The following is a 21,864-nucleotide window of genomic DNA, read 5'->3' on the forward strand; positions in this document are numbered from 1 at the left end:
TGCTCCTTCCCCCTCTGGGGGAAGGCAGGGATGGGGGCAGGCAGCGTGACCACGACAAGCGCCGCTTGCCCCCACCCAACCCTCCCCCGGAAGGGGAGGGCTCCAGGAGAACAACATGGACATGGCCGTTGAAGCCGGGGTCATCAAGCAGCACCTGATCGACCCCGAGATCTGCATCCGCTGCAACACTTGCGAGGCCACCTGCCCCGTCAACGCGATCACGCACGACGACAACAACTATGTCGTTCGGGCCGACATCTGCAATGGCTGCATGGCCTGCATCTCGCCGTGCCCCACGGGCTCGATCGACAACTGGCGCACCATGCCCGTGGTGCGCGCGTACTCCATCGAGGAGCAGTTCACCTGGGAGTCGCTGCCTGCGGAGCTGTCCCCCGAAGAGCTGGAAGCCGCTGGCGTAGCCGCCGACAGCAGCGACGAAGCCGCGCCGGCTGCCGCACCCGCGCTGACGCAAGCACAGGCCACCGCCGAAGCCGCCGAGCCCGTCTTCAACTCCGCCCAGTACGGCGCCACCGTGCCGCCATGGTCCGCTGCGCACGCTTACACCAATCTCTTTCCGCCGAAGTCTCCGACGACGGCCACCGTGGTCGGCAACTTCAACTGCACCGAGGCGGGCTTCGACAGCGAGACACATCACATCGTGCTCGACTTCGGCGTGGTGCCGTTCCCGGTACTCGAAGGCCAGTCGATCGGCATCGTTCCGCCGGGTGTGGATGCCATCGGCAAGCGCCACCATGCGCGCCAATACTCTGTGGCCAGCCCGCGCAACGGCGAGCGGCCCGGCTACAACAACGTGTCGCTCACCGTGAAGCGCGTCACCGAAGACCACCAGGGCGACCCGGTGCGCGGCGTGTGCTCCAACTATGTGTGCGACCTGAAGGTGGGTGACACGGTCCAGGTGGTGGGGCCTTTCGGCGCCTCGTTCCTGATGCCGAACCATCCCAAGTCGCACATCGTGATGATCTGCACCGGCACCGGCAGCGCACCGATGCGCGCCATGACCGAGTGGCGCCGGCGCCTGCGCAAGAGCGGCAAGTTCGAAGGCGGCAAGCTCATGCTGTTCTTCGGCGCGCGCACCCAGCAGGAGCTGCCGTACTTCGGCCCGCTGCAGTCGCTGCCCAAGGACTTCATCGACATCAACCTGGCGTTCTCGCGCACGCCGGGAAGCCCCAAGCGCTACGTGCAGGACCTGATGCGCGAGCGCGCCGCCGACCTGGCCGCGCTGCTGAAAGACGGCGCGAGCCACTTCTACGTGTGCGGCCTCAAGAGCATGGAAGAAGGCGTGGTGCTCGCATTGCGCGACGTCGCAAAGGAAGCCGGACTCGACTGGGACACCGTGGGTGCCGCATTGAAGCGCGAAGGCCGCTTGCACCTGGAAACGTACTAAGCTGCGGCGAATGCAGTTCGCCGACTTCCATGCGGGCCAGGTCATCGAGGCCGGGCCCTATGTCGTTTCCGAAGCCGAGCTGATCGGGTTTGCGCGAGCGTACGACCCCCAATGGTTTCACACCGATCCCGAAGCCGCGGCGGGCAGCGCCTTTGGCGGACTCATCGCAAGCGGGTGGCACACCTGCTCCATCGCAATGCGTCTCGTGGTCGATGCTGCGCTCGCGGGCTCCGAATCGTTCGCGTCACCGGGGCTCGAGCATGTGCGCTGGCCCCATCCCGTGCGGCCCGGCGATGCCTTGCGTCTCGTGGCCGATGTCATCGAGGTGCGGCGCTCGGAGAAGCGGCCCACGTTGGGCATCATGCGCTGGCGCTGGCGGCTCTTCAACCAGCGCGAGCTGATGGTGCTCGACGTGGAAGTCACCAGTCTTTTCAGGCTTGAAGCGACCGGCTGACGCTTCATGAAAAAGCCCGCAACGCGCGAGCGCTGCGGGCTTTCTGGCCGCTAGCGGCCTTCGAGTGCCAAGCGGGTTACTTCGTCACGTCGACCGCGCCCGAGCCCTTGGCCTTGCCGCTGGCCTTCGCGCCCACGCCGGCACCCGAAGGCTTCACCGCGCCGCCGGCCGAGCCCACCGCACCCGTCGCGCCGTTCAGCGTGCCGCCGACCGTGTTGGTCACACCGCCGGCTGCATTGGTTGCGCCGCCCACCGCGCCGGTGGCACCACTCACGGCCCCGGTGGCACCGCCTACCGTGTTCGTTGCGTTACCTACGGCACCCGTTGCACCGCCGACCACGCCTCCGAGCGTATTGCCCAGGCCGCCCGCTGCGCCGCTGGTGCCACCGCCGGCATTGCCGCTGGCAGAGGTGCCCGCCGTTGCGGCCGTTCCCGCCCCTGCACCTGCACTGCCCTGGGCCGGTGCGGTCTTCACCGCGCCCGACGTGTTGACATCGGCATTCACGCCTACACCGACTCCAACGCCTTGTGCCTGTGCAAAACCGCTCAGTGCGAGCAGGCTTGCGAGCAAGGCGCCGACGACGATGGACTTGTGTTGTTGTTGCTGCTTCATAGGTAACTTTTCCTTTCGATTGAATGGTCGGATGACCAGAACCGGCTTTGGGCCAGTTCGGTCGCTACCGTGACCACACCGGCATATGTCGCCGTGTGCGAAGCAGTCGCTCACTTGCGTGGGACGCCTCCGTCAGCGGAAAAGAGGGCTCGCGCGTTAACCCCGCCGCGTCCACCGCACGTTCACAACCGTTCGATCCGTAGGGGCAAATCGCCTTCAATCTCGGCATGCTTCATTTCATGCAACTAATAATGTTGCATGAAACGAGACAGCAAGCTTTCCGCCGTTCTACACGTGCTGCTGCACATGGCCGAGACGGACGGGCCCGTCACCTCCGAATCGCTGGCCGTGGCCATGCACACCAACCCGGTTGTGGTGCGGCGGGTCATGTCGGGCCTGCGCCAGGCCGGCTTCGTGAGCTCGGCCAAGGGGCACGGCGGCGGGTGGGTGCTGTCGTGCTCGTTGGCCGCGGTCACGCTGGGCGACATCCACAACGCGGTCGGTTCGCCCGCGCTGCTGGCCATGGGCAACCGCACCGAGAGCCCCGGCTGCGTGGTCGAGCAGGCGGTGAACGCCGCGCTCGACGGTGCCTGCCAGGAGGCCGAGGCCTTGCTGCTCAAGCGTTTCAACAGCATCACGCTGGCCGACTTGTCGAAAGACTTTCATCGCCGCATGACGGGCGGCGGCTTCACTCATAAGGACATTGAACATGCGCTATGACGCTCTGGTCGTGGGCGGCAGCTTTGCCGGCCTTTCCGCTGCAATGCAGCTTGCCCGTGCGCGCAAGAAGGTGTGCGTGGTCGATGCGGGCGCGCCGCGCAACCGCTTTGCCGCGGCCTCGCACGGTTTTTTTGGCCAGGACGGCACGCCGCCGCTGAAGATGATTGCCGATGCGCGCGCCAAGGTGCTGGCGTATCCGAACGTCACCTTCATCGAAGGGAGCGTGGCGGGTGCCCATGCCGATGGCGCAGGCGGATTCAACGCATCGCTTGAAGACGGCCGGCAGCTATCGGCCGGCAAGATCGTTCTGGCGTTCGGCGTGCATGACGGCTTTCCGGACATCGCCGGCGTGCGCGAGCGTTGGGGCACCAGCGTGCTGCACTGTCCCTATTGCCACGGCTATGAGTTCAGCGACCGGCAACTGGGCATCCTGCTCGAGAGCCCGCACGCGCCCGAGCACGCAATGCTCATTGCCGAATGGGGGTCGGCCACGCTGTTCTTGAACGGCAACAACACGGTCGACGACGAGGTGCGCGCCAAGCTGCAGGCGCGCGGCGTGACCATTGAAACGGATCGCGTCGTGGCGCTCGAAGGGCCGGGGCAAGAGCTTTCGGCCGTGCGCCTCGAGGGCGGCCGCCTCGTGCCGCTCGACGCGCTGTTCCTGGCGCCCCGCACGCGGCCGGGCAGCCCGTTGGCCGAACAGCTGGGTTGCGCCTTCGACGACGGCCCGTTCGGTCCGGTAATCCGCACCGACGCGATGAAGATGACCACGGTGCCCGGCGTTTTTGCCGCGGGCGACGCCGCCATGCTGATGCACAACGCCACGCTGGCCTCCGCCGATGGCGTGATGGCGGGGGTGTCTCTGCACAGGTCGCTGGTGTTCGAAACCTGACCCGCCGAAACGGCCCCAAAATCCCTCTATAATTCGACTCCTGAAATGCGGGAATAGCTCAGTTGGTAGAGCGCAACCTTGCCAAGGTTGAGGTCGAGAGTTCGAGACTCTTTTCCCGCTCCACATTTCTAGCAAAAGGCCACCTCACCGGTGGCCTTTTCTTTTGGGCGCTGCAAAGTTTCTCAGCCCCGTGCCGGCAGCACCGTTCCCCGGCTTTCTCCGAACCCGATGCGCGCATGCCCCGGCTTCTCGCACCAGCCGCGCAGCAGCACCGCATCGCCGTCTTCCAGAAAGCCGCGCTGTTCGCCGTTGGCCAGCGTGACCGGGCTTTGCGCGGCACGGGTCAGTTCGATGATGGCGCCGGCCTCGCCGGGCCCGGGCCCCGAGATGGTCCCGCTGCCGAACAGGTCGCCCGGGTTCAGGCTGCAGCCGCCCACTGTGTGGTGCGCCACCATCTGCGCCACGCTCCAGTACTGGTGCTTGAAGCTCGTGCGCGACAGGCGGGAAGGGCCGCTCTTGTCGCTGCGCGCTTTCTCGCTTTCGAGCCACACCTCGAGCCGGATATCGATGGCGCCGCTCTCTCGGTTCGCTTCGTTTTCCAGGTAGTCGAGCGGCTGGGGTTCGTTCGCAGGCCGCGTCCAGGCCTGGCGGTAGGGCGCGAGCGCCTCCATCGTCACGATCCACGGCGAGATGGTGGTCGCGAAGTTCTTTGCCAGAAAAGGCCCGAGCGGCGCCATCTCCCAGAACTGGATGTCGCGCGCCGACCAGTCGTTGAGCAGGCAGATGCCGAAGATATGTTCTTCCGCATGCGCGAGCGGAATGGGCTCGCCCGCCGCATTGCCTTCGCCAATCCACACGCCGAGCTCGAGCTCGTAGTCGAGCCGCGCGCAAGCGTGATATGTCGGCGCCTTGGCGCCCGGCGCCATCGTCTGGCCCATGGGGCGGTGAAAGCGCTGGCCGCTCACGCCGATGGTCGACACGCGCCCGTGGTACGCCGTGGGAATCCACCGGAAGTTGGGCGTCACGTCCCCATCGGGGTTCATCAGCCGGCTGATGTTGAGCGCGTGATCGATGGAGGTGTAGAAGTCGGTGTAGTCGCCGATGCGCGCGGGCACCGTGTACTCGACCTCGGCTTGCGGCACCAGGCATTCGCGCACGGCGTTTCTGGTCGCGACCGGTGCGTCGCCCCGCAACAATGCGAATACCGCATGGCGCAGCGCCTGCCATGCGGCGCCGCCGAGCGCGAAGAAATCGTTCAGCGCTGGCAGCGCGGCGGCACGGGCCGCATCGAGTGCGAGCCCGTCGAGCAACTGGCGCGCCGAAAGCGCCGCCATGTCGAGCACCTGGTCGCCAATGGCGACGCCGCCGCGAAACGGCTCCGGGCTGCCCGCGCGGCGGAACACCGCGTAGGGCAGGTTCTGGATCGGGAAGTCGGTTCCCGCGGCATTGGCGGTGTCGAGCCAGCTCCTGGCGGCGGCGTCATGCGTGTGGTTGAGCGCAATCATCTGTCTTGATGTCCCGTGTTCAAACCGACGCCATCAGCGCATCGTCGAAGATCGCCACCGCGCGCGTCCAGCCCGCCGATGCGCCGCGGATCTTGTGCGGAAAGCAGCTGATGAAAAATCCCGTGGGCGGCAGCACTTCCAGGTTGTGCAGCTTCTCGATGTGGCAGTAGCCGATGTCGCGGCCGGCCTTGTGGCCTTCCCAGATGAGCGAGGCGTCCTTCGTCTCGCCGTACTTCTTGGCGGTGTGCACAAAGGGCGCGTCCCAGCTCCATGCGTCGGTGCCCGTCAGGCGCACGCCGCGCTCCAGCAGGTACATGGTGGCTTCGTAGCCCATGCCCGCGCCGGCCGAGACGTAGTCGGGGTTGCCGTAGCGCGAACCCGCGCGCGTGTTCACCACCACGATCTCCAGCGGGCTCAGCGTGTGGCCGATGCGCTTGAGCTCGGCTTCCACGTCGTCGGCCGTGACCACGTAGCCATCTGCAAAGTGGCGAAAGTCGAGCTTCACGCCCGGCTGAAAACACCATTCGAGCGGCACGTCGTGAATGGCAATGGCCGGCTTCTTCTCGCCCAGCGCCTTGTCCATGGTGGAGTGGAAGTGATAGGGCGCATCGAGGTGCGTGCCGTTGTGCGTGGAAAGCTGCACCAGCTCCACGGCCCAGCCTTCGCCGTCGGGCAGGTCTTCCTTCTTGAGACCCGGAAAGAAGGGCTCGATCTGCTCGTACGTTTGCTCGTGCGTGAAGTACTGGATCTTCGGCGCGAAGGCGGGCGGGTCGGAGAGCACATCGTTTTCGAGAAAGATCGAAAGGTCTACAAACTTGCGTGGCATGGCGGGGCTCCTTGCAGGGTATTAATGTCGGCGTGAAGGGGTCGTCAGGGCTGCTGCCAGCGCAGCAGCCGCTTCTCGGCAAAGGCCAGCAGCGCGTTGCTCACAAAGCCGATGAGCCCGAGCAGCACGATGCCGGCGAAAAGATCGCTGGCGCGAAACGCGCGCGCCGCGAGCAGAATGGCCTGGCCCAGGCCGCTTTGCGAAGCGATCATTTCGCCCACCACCGCAACGATGAGCGCAATGGTCAGCGCGAGCCGCATGCCGGCCAGGATGTCGGGCATGGCATTGGGCAAGCCCATCTTCCAGACGAAGGCCGCGCGCGACATCTGCAGGCAGCGCGCCACTTCCGAGAGCCGCGGCTCCACGGCCGCAAAGCCGTGCACCGTGGCCAGCAGCACCGGCCACATCGCGCCGAACGCCACCACGAAGAGCACCATGCCGGGATTCAGCCCGAAGATCGAGATGGCCAGCGGCAGCAGCGCCGAAGCGGGCAGGGGGCGAATGAATTCGAGCGTCGGCTGCACCCACGCGCGAACCGCGGGCGAGACACCGATGGCCGCGCCCAGCACCACGCCGAACAGCGAGGCCAACAGCCAGCCCTGCACCATGCGGCCGACCGTCGCCTGCGTGAAGGCGAGCAACTCGCCGTTGCCTCCATTGGCGTTCGTGCCCGAGAGGTTGAGCCCTTCGAGCAGGCTCGCAAAGGTGGCTTGCGGTGTCGGCAGGAAAACGCGACTCACCCAGCCTGCGTTGCTCGCAATCCACCACAGCGCAATAAGCGCGCACAGCACGGCCAACGAGCCGAGCCATTCCGTGCCGATGCGTCGGCGGCCTGCCTCGTTCATGGCAGCACTCCCATGCGTCGCGCGACCACGCGCTGCAGCAGCACCATGCCCGCATTGATCGCAAAGCCCACCACGCCGATCCAGCCCAGCCAGGCAAGCATCAGCGCAGGGTCGAAGCTTTGCTGCGCGATCATCATCGCGTAGCCCATGCCGTGCGGATTGGCCGCAATCTCCACCGTCACGGCCACCACCAGCGCCACCGCCACGCCGAGGCGCAGTGCAACGAACAGGCGCGGCACGATGGCCGGCAGCACGATCTTGAAGGCGCGCTCGCGCGGCGAGAGCCCCAGCACGCGGCTCACTTCGAGCAGCCGGGGCTCGATCTGCTGCACCGCCGACTGCACCAGCACCAGCAGTGGCCAGAAGGTGGCGAAGGCGACGATGGCCAGCTCCATGCGCACGCCGAAGCCGAAGGTCAGCATCGCGAGCGGAATCAGTGCCACCGAGGGCACGGGCCGCAGCACTTCGATGGACAGCGAACCGAGCTGCGCCGCGCGGCGCGAGAGCCCGATCACCAGCCCAAGTGCAATGCCGAGCACCGCGCCCAGCAGCAGGCCGAGCGCGGCGGTGCCCAGCGTGAAGCCCGTGGCCTGCCACAGCGAGCCGTCGAGCGCCGCGCCCATGAAGGCCTTGGCCGCGGCGCTCGGCGGCGCGAGCGCATCGCTGCCCAATGCGGCTGCGCGCCGCGCGTACCACTCGAAGGCGCCGGCCAGCACGGCCGGAAAGACCCACGGCCGCAGCCAGCGAAGGATGCCGCGTTCAGTCATGGCCCTGCTCGATGAAGGCGAACAACTCCCGGCGCAGGCGTAGATATTCCGGATGCTCCTTGGTCGTGAGCTGGTCGCGCGGGCGCGGAATCTTTACGTCGATCATTCGCGCCAAGCTCGGCCGCTCCGGCCCGGGGTTGGCCTGCAGCGCAATCACGCGGTCGCCCAGATAAATGGCTTCTTCCAGGTCGTGCGTGACGAACAGCACCGTCAGCCCGTCGTCGCGCACGAGCCGTGCGAGCTCGTCCTGCAGGCTTTGGCGCGTGAGCGCATCGAGCGCGCCGAAGGGCTCGTCCATCATCATGAGCTCGGGCTTCTGCGCCAGGCAGCGCGCAATTTGCGCGCGCTGCTGCATGCCGCCCGAAAGCTGCACCGGAAACTTCTGCGCATGCTTTGCAAGCCCCACCTTTCCGAGCACGTCGGCAATGCGCGGCGCACGTTCTGCAGCAGGCACGCCGGCGGCCTCGAGCGCCAGGCTCACGTTGCCTTCTACCGTGCGCCAGGGCAGCAGCGCGCGGCCATAGTCCTGGAACACGAAAGCCACTTCGCGCGAAGGCTCCGTCATCTTCACGCCGTTGCGCCGCACTTCTCCGGCACTGGCGGTGACAAGTCCGCTGGCCGCGCGCAGCAGCGTGGTCTTGCCGCAGCCGCTCGGGCCGACGATGCAGACGAACTCGCCGCGCGCCACGTCGAACGAAGTGGGCGACAGGATCTCGCGCCCGCCGAGCCGGATCGCGACGCCATCGAAGCGAAGAAAGTCGGCGGCAGCGTTCACTTGGCGATCAGCTTTGCAACGTCGATGGAGGTCTTCAGCATGTCCTGGTCCTTCATCAGGCCGACCCAGTAGCCCAGCTGCTTTTCATTGACTATGGCGCCCGGCGGCGAGATCTGGATCTTCACGAGCACCTCGGGCGGCAGCTTGATGTACTTGCCGATGGCCGCGCGCACCCTGGCGTCGTTCTTCGGCTGCTGCATGAAGGCCGCGGCTTCGACCAGCGATTCGCGGAACGCGCGCGCGGCACCCGGGTTCTTTGCCACCCACTCGCGCTTGGCCGCATGCACGATGGTCTGGTTGTTCTCCGGCAGGAAGGTGGAGTAGTACGAAGCCACGTAGCCCGCGCCGCTCTCGGTGATGCGGCTCATGAAAGGGTCGGCCGACACCACCGCATCGACCGAGCCGCCGCGCAGCAGGTCGGCATGCTGCGGAAACGACGCCTCAACGAAGTTGACCTTGCGGTAGTCCACGCCGCTGTCCTTGAGCCATGCGCGAAAGGTCACGTGCAGGAACGCGCCGAGCCCGGGCACGCCGATCTTCTTGCCCACGCAATCCTGCGGGTTCTTGATGCCCGAGCCCGCGCGCGCTACCAGGCCGAAGCCGGTGATCGTCTTCGACGTGAGCCCGCCGCCCGCGACCAGCACCAGGTCGAGCCCGCCGTCCACCGCCTGCAGGAACACCGATGGCGTGGGCCCGCCGATCTGCAGCGAGTCGGACTGCAGCGCCGCGGGAATGGTGGAGTTGAGCGGAATGAACTTGAGCTCCACCTCGAGGTTGCGCTTCTTGAAGTAGCCCTCTTCGGCGGCCACGAAGACCGAGGCGAAGTCCGACACAGCCGTGTAGCCGAACACGATCTTCGGGTTCGCTTGCGCGCGCGAAGGCAGGGCCGCGGCGGCCGATGCGGCGCCCAGCACCGACAGCAGGGTGCGTCGTTTCATCATGTCTTTTGTCTCCTGGGAGTGGTGGTTTTCTTTGGCGGGGCCTTCGGCCGCGGCAGCGCTGCACGCAGCCCGCCGACGATGAAGTTCACGAGCATTGGCGTGGCGGCCGGATCGCTGCGCACGTTCTCGCCATGCGACAGCCGTTCGATGCGGCTGTCGTTCAGGTGATGCAAAAGCGCCCCCAGCGCGAACTGGTAGGCCCACGCCACCTGCCCGCGCGTGGCGTGCGGCATGGCGAGGTGCAGGGCGTCGATGTACGCCTCGGCCAGCGGATCGAAGTAGCCGCGCAACACACGGTCGGCTTCTTCGGTGGCGTGGTAGAGCTCGCGCGCCACCAGCAGCGCGTAGTACTCGCCCTCCGCACTCGCGCGCAGCGCGAGCACGGGGCCGGTAAAGGCTTCGATGATGCGCGGCAGCGTGCGCAGGTCGGCCGGGTCGACGTGCACCGCCTTGAGGCCCGCCAGCCGCTCATCGATGCTGTGGCTCCAGTGCTCGAAGATCGCGTGGAAGAGCTCGTGCTTCGGGCCGTAGTAGTAGCCCACCAGGGCCAGCGGCACGCCCGCTTCTTCCGCGATCTGGCGGATCGTGACCGCGTGGTAGCCATGCTGTGCAAAAAGCTTTTCGGCCGCCAGCAGGATGGCCTGCCGCCGGTCGGGCCGGGTGGCTTCGGCCACGGTGGCCGCAGCCCGGTGGGCGCTTCGTTTGGCGGGCGGGGTCCGGGTGTTCATCGGGCGTATTGAACGTCTGTACAAAACTATTGAACACACGTACAAACCCTGAGGTCAACCCCGATTGAGCGGCGTGGAATGCCGCATTACGCTCAATGCCATGCTCGCTCCCAACACTCCCCAGATTCGCCTCTACCAGGACTGGCTGCGCGACCAGCGCGGCCTTTCGTTCGACACCTACGACGCGCTGTGGCGCTGGTCCGTGACCGACCTGAACGCCTTCTGGCAGAGCATCTGGGACTACATGGGCATGCAGTCGCCCACGCCGCACACCGCGGTGCTGGCCGAAGCGCGCATGCCCGGCGCCACGTGGTTCCCGGGCGCGCAGGTCAACTACGCGCGCGAGGTGCTGCGCCATGCCGATGCGGCGCACGCGGCCGGCATGCCCGCCATCGTGAGCGACAACGAGCTCGGCGAAGTACGCGAGATGTCGTGGCCCGAGTTGCGCCGCCAGGTGGCTTCGGTTGCTCTCACCTTGCGCTCGCTTGGCGTGCGGCGCGGAGACCGCGTGGCCGCCTACATGCCCAACGTGCCCGAAACCATGGTGGCGTTTCTCGCGTGCTCGAGCATCGGCGCGGTGTGGAGCGTGTGCGCGCCCGACATGGGCACGGCCGCCGTGGTCGACCGCTTTCGCCAGATCGAACCCATGCTGCTGATTGCCGCCGACGGCGTGCATTACGGCGCCAAGCCCATCGACCGCAGCGCCGTGGTGCAAGAGCTGCGCGATGCACTGCCCAGCGTGCAGAAGCTGCTGCTGCTCAGAACGCCGTATGCCGCGCAGCAGCTCACGGCCGATGCGGACTGGCAGGGCGCCATCGCCCGCAACGACGCCGAGGTGGCCGCCTTCGAGCCCGAGTGGCTGCCCTTCGACCACCCGATCTGGATCGTCTATTCGAGCGGCACCACCGGCCTGCCCAAGCCCATCGTGCACGGGCAGGGCGGCATCATCATGACGATGTATGCCTGCGGGCTGCACAACGACGTGGGCGCGAGCTACGGCGCCAACAACTTCGGCGAGCGCTTCCACTGGTACAGCTCCACCGGCTGGGTCATGTGGAACTGCCAGCTCGGCGGGCTGGCGTTCGGCTCGACCATCGTCATCTACGACGGCCACCCGGCCGGCAGCAAGGAGAAGCCCGACTGGGCCGTGCTGTGGCGCTTTGTCGCCAAGCACCGCATCAGCTTCTTCGGTGCCGGCGCGGCCTACTTCACCAATTGCATGAAAGCCGGCGTGGTGGCGGCCGAATGCGGAGACCTCACGCGCGTGCGCGCGCTCGGCAGCACCGGCTCGCCGCTGTCGGAAGAAGTGCAGCGCTGGGGCACGGAGCAGCTGCTGGCCGCGGGCGCCCGCAACGTGTGGTGGTGCAACATTTCGGGCGGCACCGACTTCTGCGGCGCGTTCGTCGGCGGCAACCGCGAACTGCCCGAAGTGCCCGGCCAGATGCAGTGCCGGCAGCTCGGCCACGCGGTCGAGGCATGGAACGAAGACGGCCAGCCCGTCATCGGCGAAGTGGGCGAGCTGGTCTGCACCAAGGCCATTCCATCGATGCCCCTGTACTTCTGGGGCGACGAAGGCAATGCGCGCTACCTGTCGAGCTATTTCGACACCTACCCCGGCATCTGGCGCCACGGCGACTGGATCAAGATCGGCGAAGACGGCGGCTGCATCATCTACGGCCGCAGCGACGCCACCATCAACCGCCAGGGCCTGCGCATGGGCACCAGCGAGATCTACAGCGCCGTGGAAGGCCTGCCCGAAGTGCTCGACTCGATGGTGGTCGATCTCGAATACCTCGGCCGCGAAAGCTACATGCCGCTGTTCGTGGTGCTGCGCCCCGGCGTGCCGCTGGACAACGCCATGCGCGCGAAGATCAACGACGCCATCAAGACCTCGCTTTCACCGCGCTTTGCGCCCAACGACATCTTCCAGGTGGACGAAATCCCGCGCACGCTTTCGGGCAAGAAGCAGGAGCTGCCGATCAAGAAGCTGCTGCTCGGCCAGCCGATCGAGAAAGTGGTCAACCGCGAGGCCATGGCCAACCCCGGCAGCCTCGACTGGTTCGTGGCCTTTGCAGCGCGGCGCGCGGCTCAGGCCAGCAGTTCGTAGAGCACCATGCGCGTGCGGCGTCCGCGGATCTCGGCGTCTTCCTCGATGCGGCGCGTGCGCAGCCGCCCGCGCAGCGCCTCGAAGGTGGCTTCCGACACCAATGTTTGCGTGCCCAGCTGCTTGTTGATGCCCTCGATGCGGCTCGCCACGTTGATCACGTCGCCAAAGGCGGTGTAGGCCAGGCGGTCGTTCGACCCGAGCACGCCGGCGATCACCACGCCCGTGTGAATGCCGATGCGGGTGCGGAATTCGGGCAGCCCTTCGGCGCGCCACTTGCGGTTGAGATCGCCCATTTCGGCATGCAGCTGGAGCGCCGCCGTGCAGGCCTGGTACTCCGCGTCGCGCAGGTCCGCGGGTGCGCCCCACAGCACCATGATGCCGTCGCCGATGAACTTGTCGATCACACCGCCGTGCTGCGCGAACACGCGCGCCGCAAGATTGAAGTACTCCGTCAGCATGCCCACCAGCACATCGGGTTCGAGCGATTCGGAGATGCGGGTAAAGCCCTCGACGTCGGTGAACATCACGGCAATGCGGCGCGGCGAGCCGCTGGGCGCCAGCGTGTGGCCTTCGGCAATGAGCCGGTTGATCACGTCGACCGGCACGAACTTGCTGAAGGCCTTGAGGCTTCGCGCCGATTCGTCCAGGGCCTGGTCCAGGTGCTGGATTTCGAGCACCCGGCTTGTTTCACGCGGCAGGTTGTCCAGCTCCAGCAAGCCGATGCGCCGCGCAATGCGCGACAGGTTCTCCACCGGCGCCGTGACCAGCTTGGAGAGCCGCAGCGACAGCAGCAGCGTCGCCGCCAGGAAAATCACGGCCAGCAGCAGCCCCCACAGCACGGCGCGCTGCAGGCCGCCCAGCAGCATGTGTTCAGGCACCCAGCTCACCAGCTGCCAGCCAGTGGACGGAATGCGCGAGTGCTGCACCAGATAGCGCTTGCCCTCGAACGCGATCGAAAAGCTGGTGTCGTGCGGTCCGGCCGCCAGGCCGTCGGCAACCATGTGCTCGTGCAGTGCGCCAAGAATGCCGCCCTTGGCCGGCGCCAGTTCGCGGACCACGCCCGGCACGTCGCTGCGGGCGAGCACCTGGTAGTCGGCGCTCAGAAGGGCGCTGTTGCCCTGGCCGCTACCGCTGCTGAAGAGGCGCACGAATTCGGACAACCGCCCCAGCGACACGTCGCCCGCCACGACCATCGCGCGCTCGCTGCCTTCGTCCGGGCCGCGCCTGCTTGGCAGTGCATAGGTCACGCCCAGCTCCTGTGCGGCGGCAAAAACGTAGGGCTGGGTCCAGATCGGGCCCTTGGCCTGGCGGGCCTGCAGGTACCAGCTGCGTTGCGTCGGGTCGTAGCTGCTGCGGTAGGCCTCGATGCGCGTCGTGCCGTAGCGCTGCCGCACGTCGCCCGGCGCATTGGAGGCCGGCTTGTACTCCCATGTTTCGGTGGTGAAAGCCGGCCCGCGCGAAATCTGCCGCACCGCCAGCGCCGGGTAGCGCAACACCATCAGCATCTGGCCGTCGCTGTTGGCCACGTAGGTGCTGTCGAGCTCGGGGGATTGCTGCAGCAGCGTCCACAGCAGCTCGGCGGTCTGGCCGGAGTTGTCGCCCGCGGGACGCAGGTTGGGCGAGTCGCCGATGGCGCCCACCACCGATTCGGTCTTGGCCAGAAAGGCGAGCACCTTGTCTTCGGTGCGGTCGTGGTTGGCCTTGTGGGCCGATTGCCCGATGCTGGAGACCAAACGCTGCGAGCCCCAGTAGCCCAACGCCACCAGCAGCAGCGATTGGCTCAGGGCAACGGCGCTGACGACCGTGCCCACGTCCACTCTGAAGCGGCGCGGCTTGCGATAGGGGCCGGTGGCCCTTGGCGATGTTGGTGTTGTCTCCACAAAAGCAAAAGACGGCTGCCCCGTCGAGGAATGCAGCGGTCATTTTGCGGTGGGCGCGCTAACAGGTGTCAGCGTAAGTGTGCAGTGCGCTACTAACGCATCGAAGTTTTGGGCAGAGGTGTGCAGAATTTCGCGGCCGATGCAACACTTCAGCGGCGCAAGGGAACTATTTGGGTCAGCGTGCGTCGTGGAAAATTATTCCTAGCGTATGCCGCCGGCCTGCGCGCACGCGGCTCACGCCATGCCGCATCGTCACGCGGTAGGTGCCGCGCGTACCCGCCACCGGCCGCTGGTTGACCGCGAAGATCACCGCCTCGCCCTGGGCGAGCGGCACCACCTCGGCGCGCGACTGCATGCGCGGCCGCTGCTCGGTCAGCACGAATTCGCCGCCCGTGAAGTCTTCGCCCGGCCGGCTCAGCAGCACCGTGAGCTGCAGCGGAAACTGCAGGTCGCCGTACAGGTCCTGGTGCAGGCAGTTGTAGTCGCCCTCGTCATAGCGAAGCAGCAGCGGGGTGGGGCGCAACTGGCCCGCCGCATGGCAGCGCGCAAGGTAGGAGGCGTGGTCCGCCGGGTAGTCGGCCGGCTGGCCCATGGCCGCGGCCCATGCGTTGGCAAGAGGCGCCAGCCGCTCGTAGAGGGCGCTGCGCCACCCGGCGAGCAAGGGTGGCAGCGGGTCGGCGAAGTACTGGTACTCGCCCTGGCCGAAGCCGTGGCGCTGCATCACCACGCGGCTGCGGAAGTGGCCGGGTTCGTCGTAGAGCGCGGCAAGTGCGGCGCATTCCTTGGGGGTGAACAGCACGCCCGTGGTGGCGCAGCCGCGCGCGGCGAGTTCGGTTTCGATGCGCGGCCAGTCGAGGGCCGCAGCGGATTTTTCGGGAGAGTTCGTCGGCATGCGGGCAGTGTGCTGCCGGCGCGGCGGCGGCGCTGGCCGTTTCCGGACACCACTTCCGGCGTGCTTACCCGCCTATATCCACTTGCCGGCTACAGCCACTTGCCGCTGCCCGTCGGCATCTGGATGTTGGTGGCCGGATCGCTGCCGCTCACCAGCGCCCCAATCGCAATGCTCAACAGCGAAATGAAGATGCTTGCGAAGAACGCGGTCCAGAAGCCGGAGAGCTTGAATCCCCGCACCAGCGCGGCCACCAGCATGATCATCAGCGCGTTGATCACCAGCAGGAAGAGGCCGAAGGTCAGCAGCGTCAACGGCAGCGTGAGCACGATCAAAAGCGGCTTCACCACGGCATTGGCCAGGCCCAGCAGAAGGGCCGAGATCACCAACGCGGATGTGCTCTCGAACTTGAGGCCGCGGAAGATCAGGCTTGCGACCCACAGCGCCAGCGCCGTGATGGCCCAGTGCACGAGAAAGGGGGCGAGATTGTTCAGCATGATGTGAAAGGCGGAAGAGGCGGAAGACGGCCCGCCTGGTGGTTCAGGCCATCATATCGGCAGCGTCTTGGGATGAGCCGCGACGTGCCTCGGCGAGCAGCCAGTCGCTGAAGAACTTCAGCAGCGGCCGCTGATCGGCCCGCTCGGGCGTCACGAGGTAGTAGTTGCGCTCGCCCGAGAGCGGCCGCGCGCAGGCCACCACCAGTTCGCCGCGCGCAAGCTCGTCGGCGACCAGCATGGTGGGCATCAGCGCCACGCCCAGGCCGTGCGACGCGGCTGCGGCCAATATGGAAAACAGCTCGTATCGCGGCCCGCCGCGCGCGTTGGGCGCATCGATCTGCTGCGCGTCGAACCACTGGCGCCAGCCGTCCGGCCGCGTGCTTTGCTGCAGCAGCGGCATCTTAGCGATGGCGGCGGGCGCCACCGGCTTGCCGCGCGGCAGAAGCGACGGGCTGCAGACCGGCACCACGTCTTCATGCATCAGCATGAGTGCGTGCGTGCCGGCCCAGTTTTCTACTTGCGCCGGTGTGCCGGCGTACAGCGCGGCATCGAATTCGGCATCGGCAAAAAGAAAGGGGCGGGTGCGCGTCTCGATGTGCACCACCACGTCGGGCTGCAGCGCCGCAAAGCCCTTGAGGCGCGGCATCAGCCAGCGCGTGGCAAAGGTGGGCACGGCCGCCAGCGAGAGCGAGCCGCCTTCGCCCTGGTGCGCCATGGCGTCGAGCGTGTCGCGTTCCATGGCCTCGAGCCGTTTGGTGATCTGCCGCGCGTAGGCCGCGCCGCTTGCGGTAAGGGCCACGCCATGTCGGGTGCGGCGGAACAGCGCCACGCCCAGAAAGGCTTCCAGCGTGCCGATCTGGCGCGACACGGCGCTTTGCGTGAGCGCGAGTTCCTGCGCGGCGCGGGTGTAGCTCTCGTGGCGCGCGGCGGCGTCGAAGCACACGAGGGTCTGCAGGGGTGGGATCTTGCGGCGCATGTATGCCGCTAGTGTATGACTGGGACGATGCCGCTACCAATGGAAACGTCTTTGTGCGCAGCCGCAAGATGTGCGTCACGCTCATATCTGGGTGAGGATTCATCGTTTGCGCCCGGCCCCTTGCATGGCTAGGATCGGCCCATTCCCCTCGGTTTCTTTTTTCCCCCTATTCCGGAGACAGCCACATGGCCGCCAAAGCGCAATTCCACTGGGACGACCCCCTTCTTCTCGACCAGCAACTGACCGACGAAGAACGCATGATCCGCGACGCGGCCAATGCCTACTGCCAGGAGCGCCTGGCGCCCCGCGTCATCGAAGGTTTCCGCAGCGGCGAAACCGACCCCGCCATCTTTCGTGAAATGGGCGCGCTCGGCCTGCTTGGCCCCACGATTCCGGAGCAGTACGGCGGCCCCGGCCTCAACTATGTGGCCTACGGCCTGATCGCCCGCGAAGTGGAGCGCGTCGACTCGGGCTACCGCTCGATGGCCAGCGTGCAGAGCTCGCTGGTGATGGTGCCCATCTTCGAATTCGGCACCGAGGCGCAAAAACAGAAGTTCCTGCCCAAGCTCGCCACCGGTGAGTGGATCGGCTGCTTCGGCCTGACCGAACCCGACCACGGCTCCGACCCCGGCAGCATGGTCACGCGCGCCAAGAAGGTGCCGGGCGGCTATTCGCTCAGCGGCGCCAAGATGTGGATCAGCAATTCGCCCATCGCCGACGTGTTCGTGGTGTGGGCCAAGGAAGTCAGCGAAAGCGGCACCGTGGGCCCGATCCGCGGCTTCGTGCTCGAGAAGGGCATGAAGGGCCTCAGCGCCCCCGCGATTCACGGCAAGGTCGGCCTGCGCGCCAGCATCACCGGCGAAATCGTGATGGACGGCGTGTTCTGCCCCGAAGAAAACGCGTTCCCTGAAGTGCAGGGCCTCAAGGGTCCGTTCACCTGCCTGAACAGCGCTCGCTACGGCATCTCATGGGGCGCCCTCGGTGCCGCCGAAGACTGCTGGCACCGTGCCCGCCAGTACACGCTGGACCGCAAGCAGTTCGGCCGCCCGCTCGCCGCCAACCAACTCATCCAGAAGAAGCTGGCCGACATGCAGACCGAAATCACGCTGGGCCTGCAAGGCAGTCTCCGCCTGGGCCGCATGAAGGACGAAGGCACCGCCTCGGTCGAGATCACCTCGATCATGAAGCGCAACAACTGCGGCAAGGCCTTGGACATCGCCCGCCTGGCGCGCGACATGATGGGCGGCAACGGCATCAGCGACGAGTTCGGCGTGGCCCGCCACCTGGTGAACCTCGAAGTGGTGAACACCTACGAAGGCACGCACGACATCCACGCGCTGATCCTGGGCCGCGCGATCACCGGCATTGCGGCTTTCGCGAACTAAGCACGCATGGCCAAGCCCGCAGCCCTGGACGGCATCAAGGTTCTCGATCTGTCCCGCGTGCTCGCGGGCCCGTGGTGCACGCAGATCCTCGCGGACCTGGGCGCCGATGTCATCAAGATCGAGCGGCCCGGCGTGGGCGACGACACGCGCACCTGGGGCCCGCCGTTCATCAAGGACGCGAACGGCAACGACACCGATCAGGCCAGCTACTTCACCGCCTGCAACCGCAACAAGCGTTCGGTCACGGTCGACATGGCCACGCCCGACGGGCAGGCGCTGCTCCAGCAGATGGCGGCGCAGGCCGACATCGTCGTCGAGAACTTCAAGACCGGCGGCCTGAAGCAATACGGCCTCGACCATGAGAGCCTGCGCGCGGTCAACCCGCGCCTCATCTATTGCAGCGTGACCGGCTTCGGCCATGACGGCCCGTATGCCGAGCGCGCGGGCTACGACCTGATGATCCAGGCCATGACCGGCATGATGAGCATCACCGGCCGCCCCGACGGCGAGCCCGGCGGCGGACCGCTGCGCGTGGGCGTGGCGCTCACCGACCTGTTCACCGGCGTCTATGCGAGCACCGCCATCCTCGCTGCGCTGCAGGTGCGCAATCGCACCGGCGAAGGCCAGCACATCGACATGGCGCTGCTCGACGTGGGCATGGCCATCCTCGCCAACCAGGCGAGCGCCTTTCTCAACACCGGCAAGGCGCCGCAGCGCCAGGGCAACACGCATCCGAGCCTCGCGCCTTATCAAGACTTTCCGACGCTGGACGGTTCGATGCTGCTGGCCATCGGCAACAACGGCCAGTTCGCGCGCTTCTGCGAGGCGGCCGGCCACCCGGAGTGGGCGGCCGATGCGCGCTTTGCCACCAACACGCTGCGCGTGAAGCACCGCGGTGTGCTCATTCCGATGATGGAAGAGCTCACGCGCACCCGCACCACCGCCGACTGGGTCACGCTGCTCGAGGACAAGGCCGTGCCCTGCGGCCCGATCAACGACATTGCCCAAGCCTTCGACGATGCGCAGGTCAAGTCGCGCGGCCTGGCCGTGACGCTGCCGCGCGATGCAGGCGACGGCATCGAAAGCATCACCGGCGTGGCGAGCCCGCTGCGCCTGACAGCCACGCCGCCCGTGCTGCGCCATGCCCCGCCGGCACTGGGCCAGCACACGCGCGAGGTGCTGGCCGAGTTCGGCATCGACGCCGCGCGCTTCGACACCCTGCGCGCGGCGGGCGTGGTCTAAGAAAGCAAGCAATCAAGCAAGGAGAGCAAGCCATGACGGACCCGATCCACAGCCCACTGTTCTCGGTGCTGCGCATCGACCACGTCGTGCTGCGCGTGAAGGACGCGGAGCGCGCCATTGCCTTCTACCGCGACGTGCTCGGCTGCGCGGTCGAGAGGCGCCGAGAACACCTGGGGCTCGTGCACCTGCGCGCCGGCACCAACCTCATCGACCTCGTCACGCTCAATGGCCCGCTCGGCAAGCAGGGCGGCGCGTTGCCCGGCAAGGAAGGCCGCAACGTCGACCACATCTGCCTGCGCATCGAGCCCTTCGACGAAGCGGCGATTCGCGCGTTGATGGCCCGGCACGGCGTTCAGGTGAATGGAGAGGTGCAGAACAACTTCGGCGCTGAGGGCGACGGGCCTTCGATCTACATCACCGACCCGGACGGCAACGGCATCGAACTCAAGGGGGCGGCGGGCTGATTTCTGTTTGCCGCGGTATTGTTTTTGGTGCTGTTGTTCGCTCGGGGCGGCGCACCCGCCGACGGGGTACCTTTCTCCGCGAATGTCCCCCGGCCTGCGGCCTCCTCCTTTATTTCGCTGCGCAAGGCACCCCGCCAGCGGGTGCGTTGGGCAGAGCAGTCGTTGATCAGCGGAACACCAGCAGCGTGCCCTGGTGCACAGGGCATCGGGTGCTCCGCGCAGCGAAATAAAGGAGGAGGGGCGCAGCCCCGTGGGACATTCGCGGAGGGGAGTACCCGGTGGCCTTTGCACATGCCCTGAATGCACCCTCCCCGAATGCACCCGCACCTCGACTACCGCTCCGCCCGTTGAGCTTCGCGGAGAATCGGCGCGCGCCATCGCGCATACAACGATTTTTCAAGGGAGCTTTTCAATGTCCGAACTTTCATCTGCCGCGCGTGCCACCGCGCGACTTTCCGTCGCCATGTCGGCGCTGGTCGTCGCTGCGCTGCTGGCCGCCTGCGGCTCGCGCCAACCGGCCACGCCCGAGCCTCCGCCCGCAACCGCCACGCCACGCAACAGTGTCGTCATGCCCGCCATCGCCTATGGCACCACCACCAAGGGCGTGCAACTGTCGAAGGCCGACGACGCCTGCGATGTGCCTGCTTCGCTGCGGCAAGCCGTGCAGGATCAGCTGCTTGAGCCCTACGAATTTCTGCTCACGCCGCCGGCACCCGCCAACGCGCAGGCTGCGCCCGTGCTGAAGCTGGAAATTACCGATCTGCTGGCGAACGCGGGCGGCCTCTACGGCGGCCCCAAGATCGTTCAGCTGCGCGGCACGCTGGAGCGCCAGGGCGACGCGCCCGCGAAGTTCACCGCGCAGCGCCAGATGTTCATCTACTTCGGCATGCCGCGCAGCACCTGCAGCATGGTCGGTGTCGTGACCTACAAGCTGGGCGAGGACATCGCGCAGTGGCTGCTGAAGCCGGTGGACGGTGCGGTGCTGGGCGAGCGCCAATAAGGAATCCCGGGCGATGACTCAGATGAAAAAGCTCGAGGCGGTCGCTGTACCGACCGCCTTCGATGACCAGGGTGCCTGGGAGATCGTGCGTGTCGACTACGCGCTGCAGCAACTCACAGTCGTCGCCCAGGACATAAAAAGCGATACGTCGATCAGAGTCAGGTTCGACGGCGTCGTGGCCTATCGGGTCATGGACGAGCGCGACCTGGGCGAATACTGGCCCGCCTGTTCCCAGCCGAACGGATGGGTTTATTCGATTCGATCGGGTGGCTGGCTGTCACAGGAATCGGTGCGCTCCGGCAGCTGCATCGGTTGTTCTACCCCGATGTCCATGAGTACCTGGTGGCCGGATTCACCGATTGCGTCTCCGTTCTTTGCACCAGCGAGCCGCGGGTCGAATTGGGCCGCGGCAACAGCTAGCTCGCGCGCCCCACGATCGCCACCCCGAACACCACCACGCCGAGCACGAGGTTCAGGCTCACCAGCTTACGCACCATGTCGAGCCGCCCGGCCGCCACGGGCCATGCGCTCTCGTCGACCGCGCGCCGCAGCGCCCTGAACACCGAGGCGCGGATGTACACGTAGATACCTGCCATGACGATGGCGATGCCCATCATCGCCTCGACGCGCCAGTGCACGCCGCGGAAGCCGCCCATCAGCAGGATCATGGCCACGCCGGTCACGAACAGCAGCGTGACCGCCGCATCCACCCCGACGAAGAAGCGCCGGAGCGCCGCGGCCATCGTGCGCAGGCGCAGCGGCGGCTCCAGCGTGGCGACAGCGGCGGGGCGCACCGCAAAGTGCAGGGTGGCCATGCCGCCGACCCAGAAGGCGGCGGCCAGAAGATGGATGAAAAGCAGGATGACGTGTTGCATGGGGACCGATCAGAACACCGAAAGGCGCGAGTGCGCAATGCCGGCGCTGTTGCGTTAAAACTCCGTCTTTCGCATGCA

At 66.8% G+C, this 21,864-nt stretch carries 22 protein-coding genes and 1 tRNA gene; 10 read left to right on the plus strand and 13 right to left on the minus strand.

From position 1 onward, the window contains the following. The first annotated feature begins 115 nt into the window (after positions 1-115). Both boxA and V9K97_RS05610 read left to right on the plus strand, forming a co-directional pair. A complete protein-coding gene (gene boxA / locus V9K97_RS05605; RefSeq protein WP_337316852.1) occupies positions 116-1,405 on the plus strand; it encodes a benzoyl-CoA 2,3-epoxidase subunit BoxA in 1,290 nt (429 codons plus the stop codon). Positions 1,406-1,415: 10 nt separating this feature from the next. Next, complete coding sequence (locus V9K97_RS05610) at positions 1,416-1,859, plus strand: MaoC family dehydratase (protein WP_337316853.1); 444 nt, start codon at positions 1,416-1,418, stop codon at positions 1,857-1,859. A 76-nt stretch (positions 1,860-1,935) separates the two neighbouring features. Here the strand turns inward: V9K97_RS05610 and V9K97_RS05615 are convergent, their stop codons facing one another. Then, positions 1,936-2,472 carry an adhesin gene (locus V9K97_RS05615; protein WP_337316855.1) on the minus strand — a complete coding sequence of 179 codons (537 nt, stop codon included), beginning with the start codon at positions 2,470-2,472 and terminating at the stop codon, positions 1,936-1,938. Between the two features lie 258 nt (positions 2,473-2,730). Between V9K97_RS05615 and V9K97_RS05620 the strand changes: the two genes are divergently transcribed. From V9K97_RS05620 to V9K97_RS05630, 3 genes are all read left to right on the plus strand, one after another. Further along, the gene (locus V9K97_RS05620) at positions 2,731-3,192 is read left to right on the plus strand and encodes an RrF2 family transcriptional regulator (RefSeq protein WP_337316857.1); all 462 of its coding nucleotides are present in this window, start codon (positions 2,731-2,733) and stop codon (positions 3,190-3,192) included. After that, complete coding sequence (locus V9K97_RS05625) at positions 3,182-4,084, plus strand: NAD(P)/FAD-dependent oxidoreductase (protein WP_337316859.1); 903 nt, start codon at positions 3,182-3,184, stop codon at positions 4,082-4,084. The genes V9K97_RS05620 and V9K97_RS05625 overlap by 11 nt, the downstream gene beginning before the upstream one ends. Before the next feature lie 47 nt (positions 4,085-4,131). Then, positions 4,132-4,207: transfer RNA gene (locus V9K97_RS05630), tRNA-Gly, on the plus strand. A 59-nt stretch (positions 4,208-4,266) separates the two neighbouring features. On the opposite strand, the gene fahA is transcribed toward V9K97_RS05630, so the two are convergent. The 7 genes from fahA to V9K97_RS05665 are packed head-to-tail and all read right to left on the minus strand — an operon-like array spanning position 4,267 to position 10,471. Further along, positions 4,267-5,589 (minus strand): fumarylacetoacetase, encoded by a 1,323-nt coding sequence (gene fahA / locus V9K97_RS05635; protein ID WP_281149020.1) that lies wholly within the window; start codon positions 5,587-5,589, stop codon positions 4,267-4,269. Between the two features lie 19 nt (positions 5,590-5,608). Then, positions 5,609-6,415, minus strand: coding sequence for a cyclase family protein (locus V9K97_RS05640; protein WP_309955817.1), 807 nt, complete (start codon positions 6,413-6,415; stop codon positions 5,609-5,611). A 44-nt stretch (positions 6,416-6,459) separates the two neighbouring features. Beyond that, positions 6,460-7,260, minus strand: coding sequence for an ABC transporter permease (locus tag V9K97_RS05645; protein WP_337298383.1), 801 nt, complete (start codon positions 7,258-7,260; stop codon positions 6,460-6,462). Then, a complete protein-coding gene (locus tag V9K97_RS05650) occupies positions 7,257-8,027 on the minus strand; it encodes an ABC transporter permease (protein WP_337316863.1) in 771 nt (256 codons plus the stop codon). Before V9K97_RS05650 ends, V9K97_RS05645 begins: the two co-directional genes overlap by 4 nt. Further along, on the minus strand, positions 8,020-8,802 hold the full coding sequence (locus V9K97_RS05655) for an ABC transporter ATP-binding protein (RefSeq protein ID WP_337316865.1): 783 nt from the start codon (positions 8,800-8,802) through the stop codon (positions 8,020-8,022). Before V9K97_RS05655 ends, V9K97_RS05650 begins: the two co-directional genes overlap by 8 nt. Continuing rightward, positions 8,799-9,743 carry an ABC transporter substrate-binding protein gene (locus tag V9K97_RS05660; protein ID WP_337316867.1) on the minus strand — a complete coding sequence of 315 codons (945 nt, stop codon included), beginning with the start codon at positions 9,741-9,743 and terminating at the stop codon, positions 8,799-8,801. The genes V9K97_RS05655 and V9K97_RS05660 overlap by 4 nt, the downstream gene beginning before the upstream one ends. Further along, entirely contained in the window at positions 9,740-10,471 is a 732-nt protein-coding gene (locus V9K97_RS05665; protein WP_337316869.1) for a TetR/AcrR family transcriptional regulator, read from the minus strand. The genes V9K97_RS05660 and V9K97_RS05665 overlap by 4 nt, the downstream gene beginning before the upstream one ends. A gap of 100 nt (positions 10,472-10,571) precedes the next feature. On the opposite strand from V9K97_RS05665, the gene V9K97_RS05670 reads away from it, so the two are divergent. Next, positions 10,572-12,578, plus strand: coding sequence for an acetoacetate--CoA ligase (locus V9K97_RS05670; RefSeq protein WP_337316871.1), 2,007 nt, complete (start codon positions 10,572-10,574; stop codon positions 12,576-12,578). Here the strand turns inward: V9K97_RS05670 and V9K97_RS05675 are convergent. The 4 genes from V9K97_RS05675 to V9K97_RS05690 all read right to left on the minus strand — a co-directional run bounded on the left by V9K97_RS05675 (position 12,560) and on the right by V9K97_RS05690 (position 16,820). After that, the gene (locus V9K97_RS05675) at positions 12,560-14,458 is read right to left on the minus strand and encodes an adenylate/guanylate cyclase domain-containing protein (protein WP_443302682.1); all 1,899 of its coding nucleotides are present in this window, start codon (positions 14,456-14,458) and stop codon (positions 12,560-12,562) included. The genes V9K97_RS05670 and V9K97_RS05675 overlap by 19 nt on opposite strands. Before the next feature lie 175 nt (positions 14,459-14,633). Next, on the minus strand, positions 14,634-15,350 hold the full coding sequence (locus V9K97_RS05680; protein WP_337316873.1) for a 2OG-Fe(II) oxygenase: 717 nt from the start codon (positions 15,348-15,350) through the stop codon (positions 14,634-14,636). Between the two features lie 89 nt (positions 15,351-15,439). Then, positions 15,440-15,844, minus strand: coding sequence for a phage holin family protein (locus tag V9K97_RS05685; RefSeq protein WP_126746642.1), 405 nt, complete (start codon positions 15,842-15,844; stop codon positions 15,440-15,442). 43 nt (positions 15,845-15,887) lie between these two features. Continuing rightward, positions 15,888-16,820 carry a LysR substrate-binding domain-containing protein gene (locus tag V9K97_RS05690; protein ID WP_337316875.1) on the minus strand — a complete coding sequence of 311 codons (933 nt, stop codon included), beginning with the start codon at positions 16,818-16,820 and terminating at the stop codon, positions 15,888-15,890. Between the two features lie 185 nt (positions 16,821-17,005). On the opposite strand from V9K97_RS05690, the gene V9K97_RS05695 reads away from it, so the two are divergent. The 4 genes from V9K97_RS05695 to V9K97_RS05710 all read left to right on the plus strand — a co-directional run bounded on the left by V9K97_RS05695 (position 17,006) and on the right by V9K97_RS05710 (position 20,911). Beyond that, a complete protein-coding gene (locus V9K97_RS05695) occupies positions 17,006-18,205 on the plus strand; it encodes an acyl-CoA dehydrogenase (protein ID WP_093435448.1) in 1,200 nt (399 codons plus the stop codon). A 6-nt stretch (positions 18,206-18,211) separates the two neighbouring features. Further along, the gene (locus tag V9K97_RS05700; protein ID WP_337316882.1) at positions 18,212-19,447 is read left to right on the plus strand and encodes a CaiB/BaiF CoA transferase family protein; all 1,236 of its coding nucleotides are present in this window, start codon (positions 18,212-18,214) and stop codon (positions 19,445-19,447) included. A gap of 32 nt (positions 19,448-19,479) precedes the next feature. Further along, on the plus strand, positions 19,480-19,911 hold the full coding sequence (locus tag V9K97_RS05705) for a VOC family protein (protein ID WP_337316884.1): 432 nt from the start codon (positions 19,480-19,482) through the stop codon (positions 19,909-19,911). Positions 19,912-20,323: 412 nt separating this feature from the next. Beyond that, on the plus strand, positions 20,324-20,911 hold the full coding sequence (locus tag V9K97_RS05710; RefSeq protein ID WP_337316886.1) for a hypothetical protein: 588 nt from the start codon (positions 20,324-20,326) through the stop codon (positions 20,909-20,911). A 416-nt stretch (positions 20,912-21,327) separates the two neighbouring features. Here V9K97_RS05710 and V9K97_RS05715 read toward each other — a convergent pair whose 3' ends face one another. Further along, the gene (locus tag V9K97_RS05715; RefSeq protein ID WP_258503276.1) at positions 21,328-21,786 is read right to left on the minus strand and encodes a CopD family protein; all 459 of its coding nucleotides are present in this window, start codon (positions 21,784-21,786) and stop codon (positions 21,328-21,330) included. Between the last annotated feature and the right edge of the window lie 78 nt (positions 21,787-21,864).

This window comes from Variovorax sp. CCNWLW186, assembly GCF_037203865.1.
Classification (GTDB): Bacteria; Pseudomonadota; Gammaproteobacteria; order Burkholderiales; family Burkholderiaceae_C; genus Variovorax.

What these genes read in the sequence shown, in the direction of transcription:
- boxA (WP_337316852.1), top strand. Translation starts at nt 116, where the DNA reads ATGGACATGGCCGTTGAAGCCGGGGTCATCAAGCAGCACCTGATCGAC.
- V9K97_RS05700 (WP_337316882.1), top strand. Translation starts at nt 18,212, where the DNA reads ATGGCCAAGCCCGCAGCCCTGGACGGCATCAAGGTTCTCGATCTGTCC.
- fahA (WP_281149020.1), bottom strand. Translation starts at nt 5,589, where the DNA reads ATGATTGCGCTCAACCACACGCATGACGCCGCCGCCAGGAGCTGGCTC.
- V9K97_RS05615 (WP_337316855.1), bottom strand. Translation starts at nt 2,472, where the DNA reads ATGAAGCAGCAACAACAACACAAGTCCATCGTCGTCGGCGCCTTGCTC.
- V9K97_RS05695 (WP_093435448.1), top strand. Translation starts at nt 17,006, where the DNA reads ATGGCCGCCAAAGCGCAATTCCACTGGGACGACCCCCTTCTTCTCGAC.
- V9K97_RS05650 (WP_337316863.1), bottom strand. Translation starts at nt 8,027, where the DNA reads ATGACTGAACGCGGCATCCTTCGCTGGCTGCGGCCGTGGGTCTTTCCG.
- V9K97_RS05715 (WP_258503276.1), bottom strand. Translation starts at nt 21,786, where the DNA reads ATGCAACACGTCATCCTGCTTTTCATCCATCTTCTGGCCGCCGCCTTC.
- V9K97_RS05685 (WP_126746642.1), bottom strand. Translation starts at nt 15,844, where the DNA reads ATGCTGAACAATCTCGCCCCCTTTCTCGTGCACTGGGCCATCACGGCG.
- V9K97_RS05610 (WP_337316853.1), top strand. Translation starts at nt 1,416, where the DNA reads ATGCAGTTCGCCGACTTCCATGCGGGCCAGGTCATCGAGGCCGGGCCC.
- V9K97_RS05645 (WP_337298383.1), bottom strand. Translation starts at nt 7,260, where the DNA reads ATGAACGAGGCAGGCCGCCGACGCATCGGCACGGAATGGCTCGGCTCG.
- V9K97_RS05680 (WP_337316873.1), bottom strand. Translation starts at nt 15,350, where the DNA reads ATGCCGACGAACTCTCCCGAAAAATCCGCTGCGGCCCTCGACTGGCCG.
- V9K97_RS05625 (WP_337316859.1), top strand. Translation starts at nt 3,182, where the DNA reads ATGCGCTATGACGCTCTGGTCGTGGGCGGCAGCTTTGCCGGCCTTTCC.
- V9K97_RS05690 (WP_337316875.1), bottom strand. Translation starts at nt 16,820, where the DNA reads ATGCGCCGCAAGATCCCACCCCTGCAGACCCTCGTGTGCTTCGACGCC.
- V9K97_RS05705 (WP_337316884.1), top strand. Translation starts at nt 19,480, where the DNA reads ATGACGGACCCGATCCACAGCCCACTGTTCTCGGTGCTGCGCATCGAC.
- V9K97_RS05640 (WP_309955817.1), bottom strand. Translation starts at nt 6,415, where the DNA reads ATGCCACGCAAGTTTGTAGACCTTTCGATCTTTCTCGAAAACGATGTG.
- V9K97_RS05620 (WP_337316857.1), top strand. Translation starts at nt 2,731, where the DNA reads ATGAAACGAGACAGCAAGCTTTCCGCCGTTCTACACGTGCTGCTGCAC.
- V9K97_RS05670 (WP_337316871.1), top strand. Translation starts at nt 10,572, where the DNA reads ATGCTCGCTCCCAACACTCCCCAGATTCGCCTCTACCAGGACTGGCTG.
- V9K97_RS05710 (WP_337316886.1), top strand. Translation starts at nt 20,324, where the DNA reads ATGTCCGAACTTTCATCTGCCGCGCGTGCCACCGCGCGACTTTCCGTC.
- V9K97_RS05660 (WP_337316867.1), bottom strand. Translation starts at nt 9,743, where the DNA reads ATGATGAAACGACGCACCCTGCTGTCGGTGCTGGGCGCCGCATCGGCC.
- V9K97_RS05665 (WP_337316869.1), bottom strand. Translation starts at nt 10,471, where the DNA reads ATGAACACCCGGACCCCGCCCGCCAAACGAAGCGCCCACCGGGCTGCG.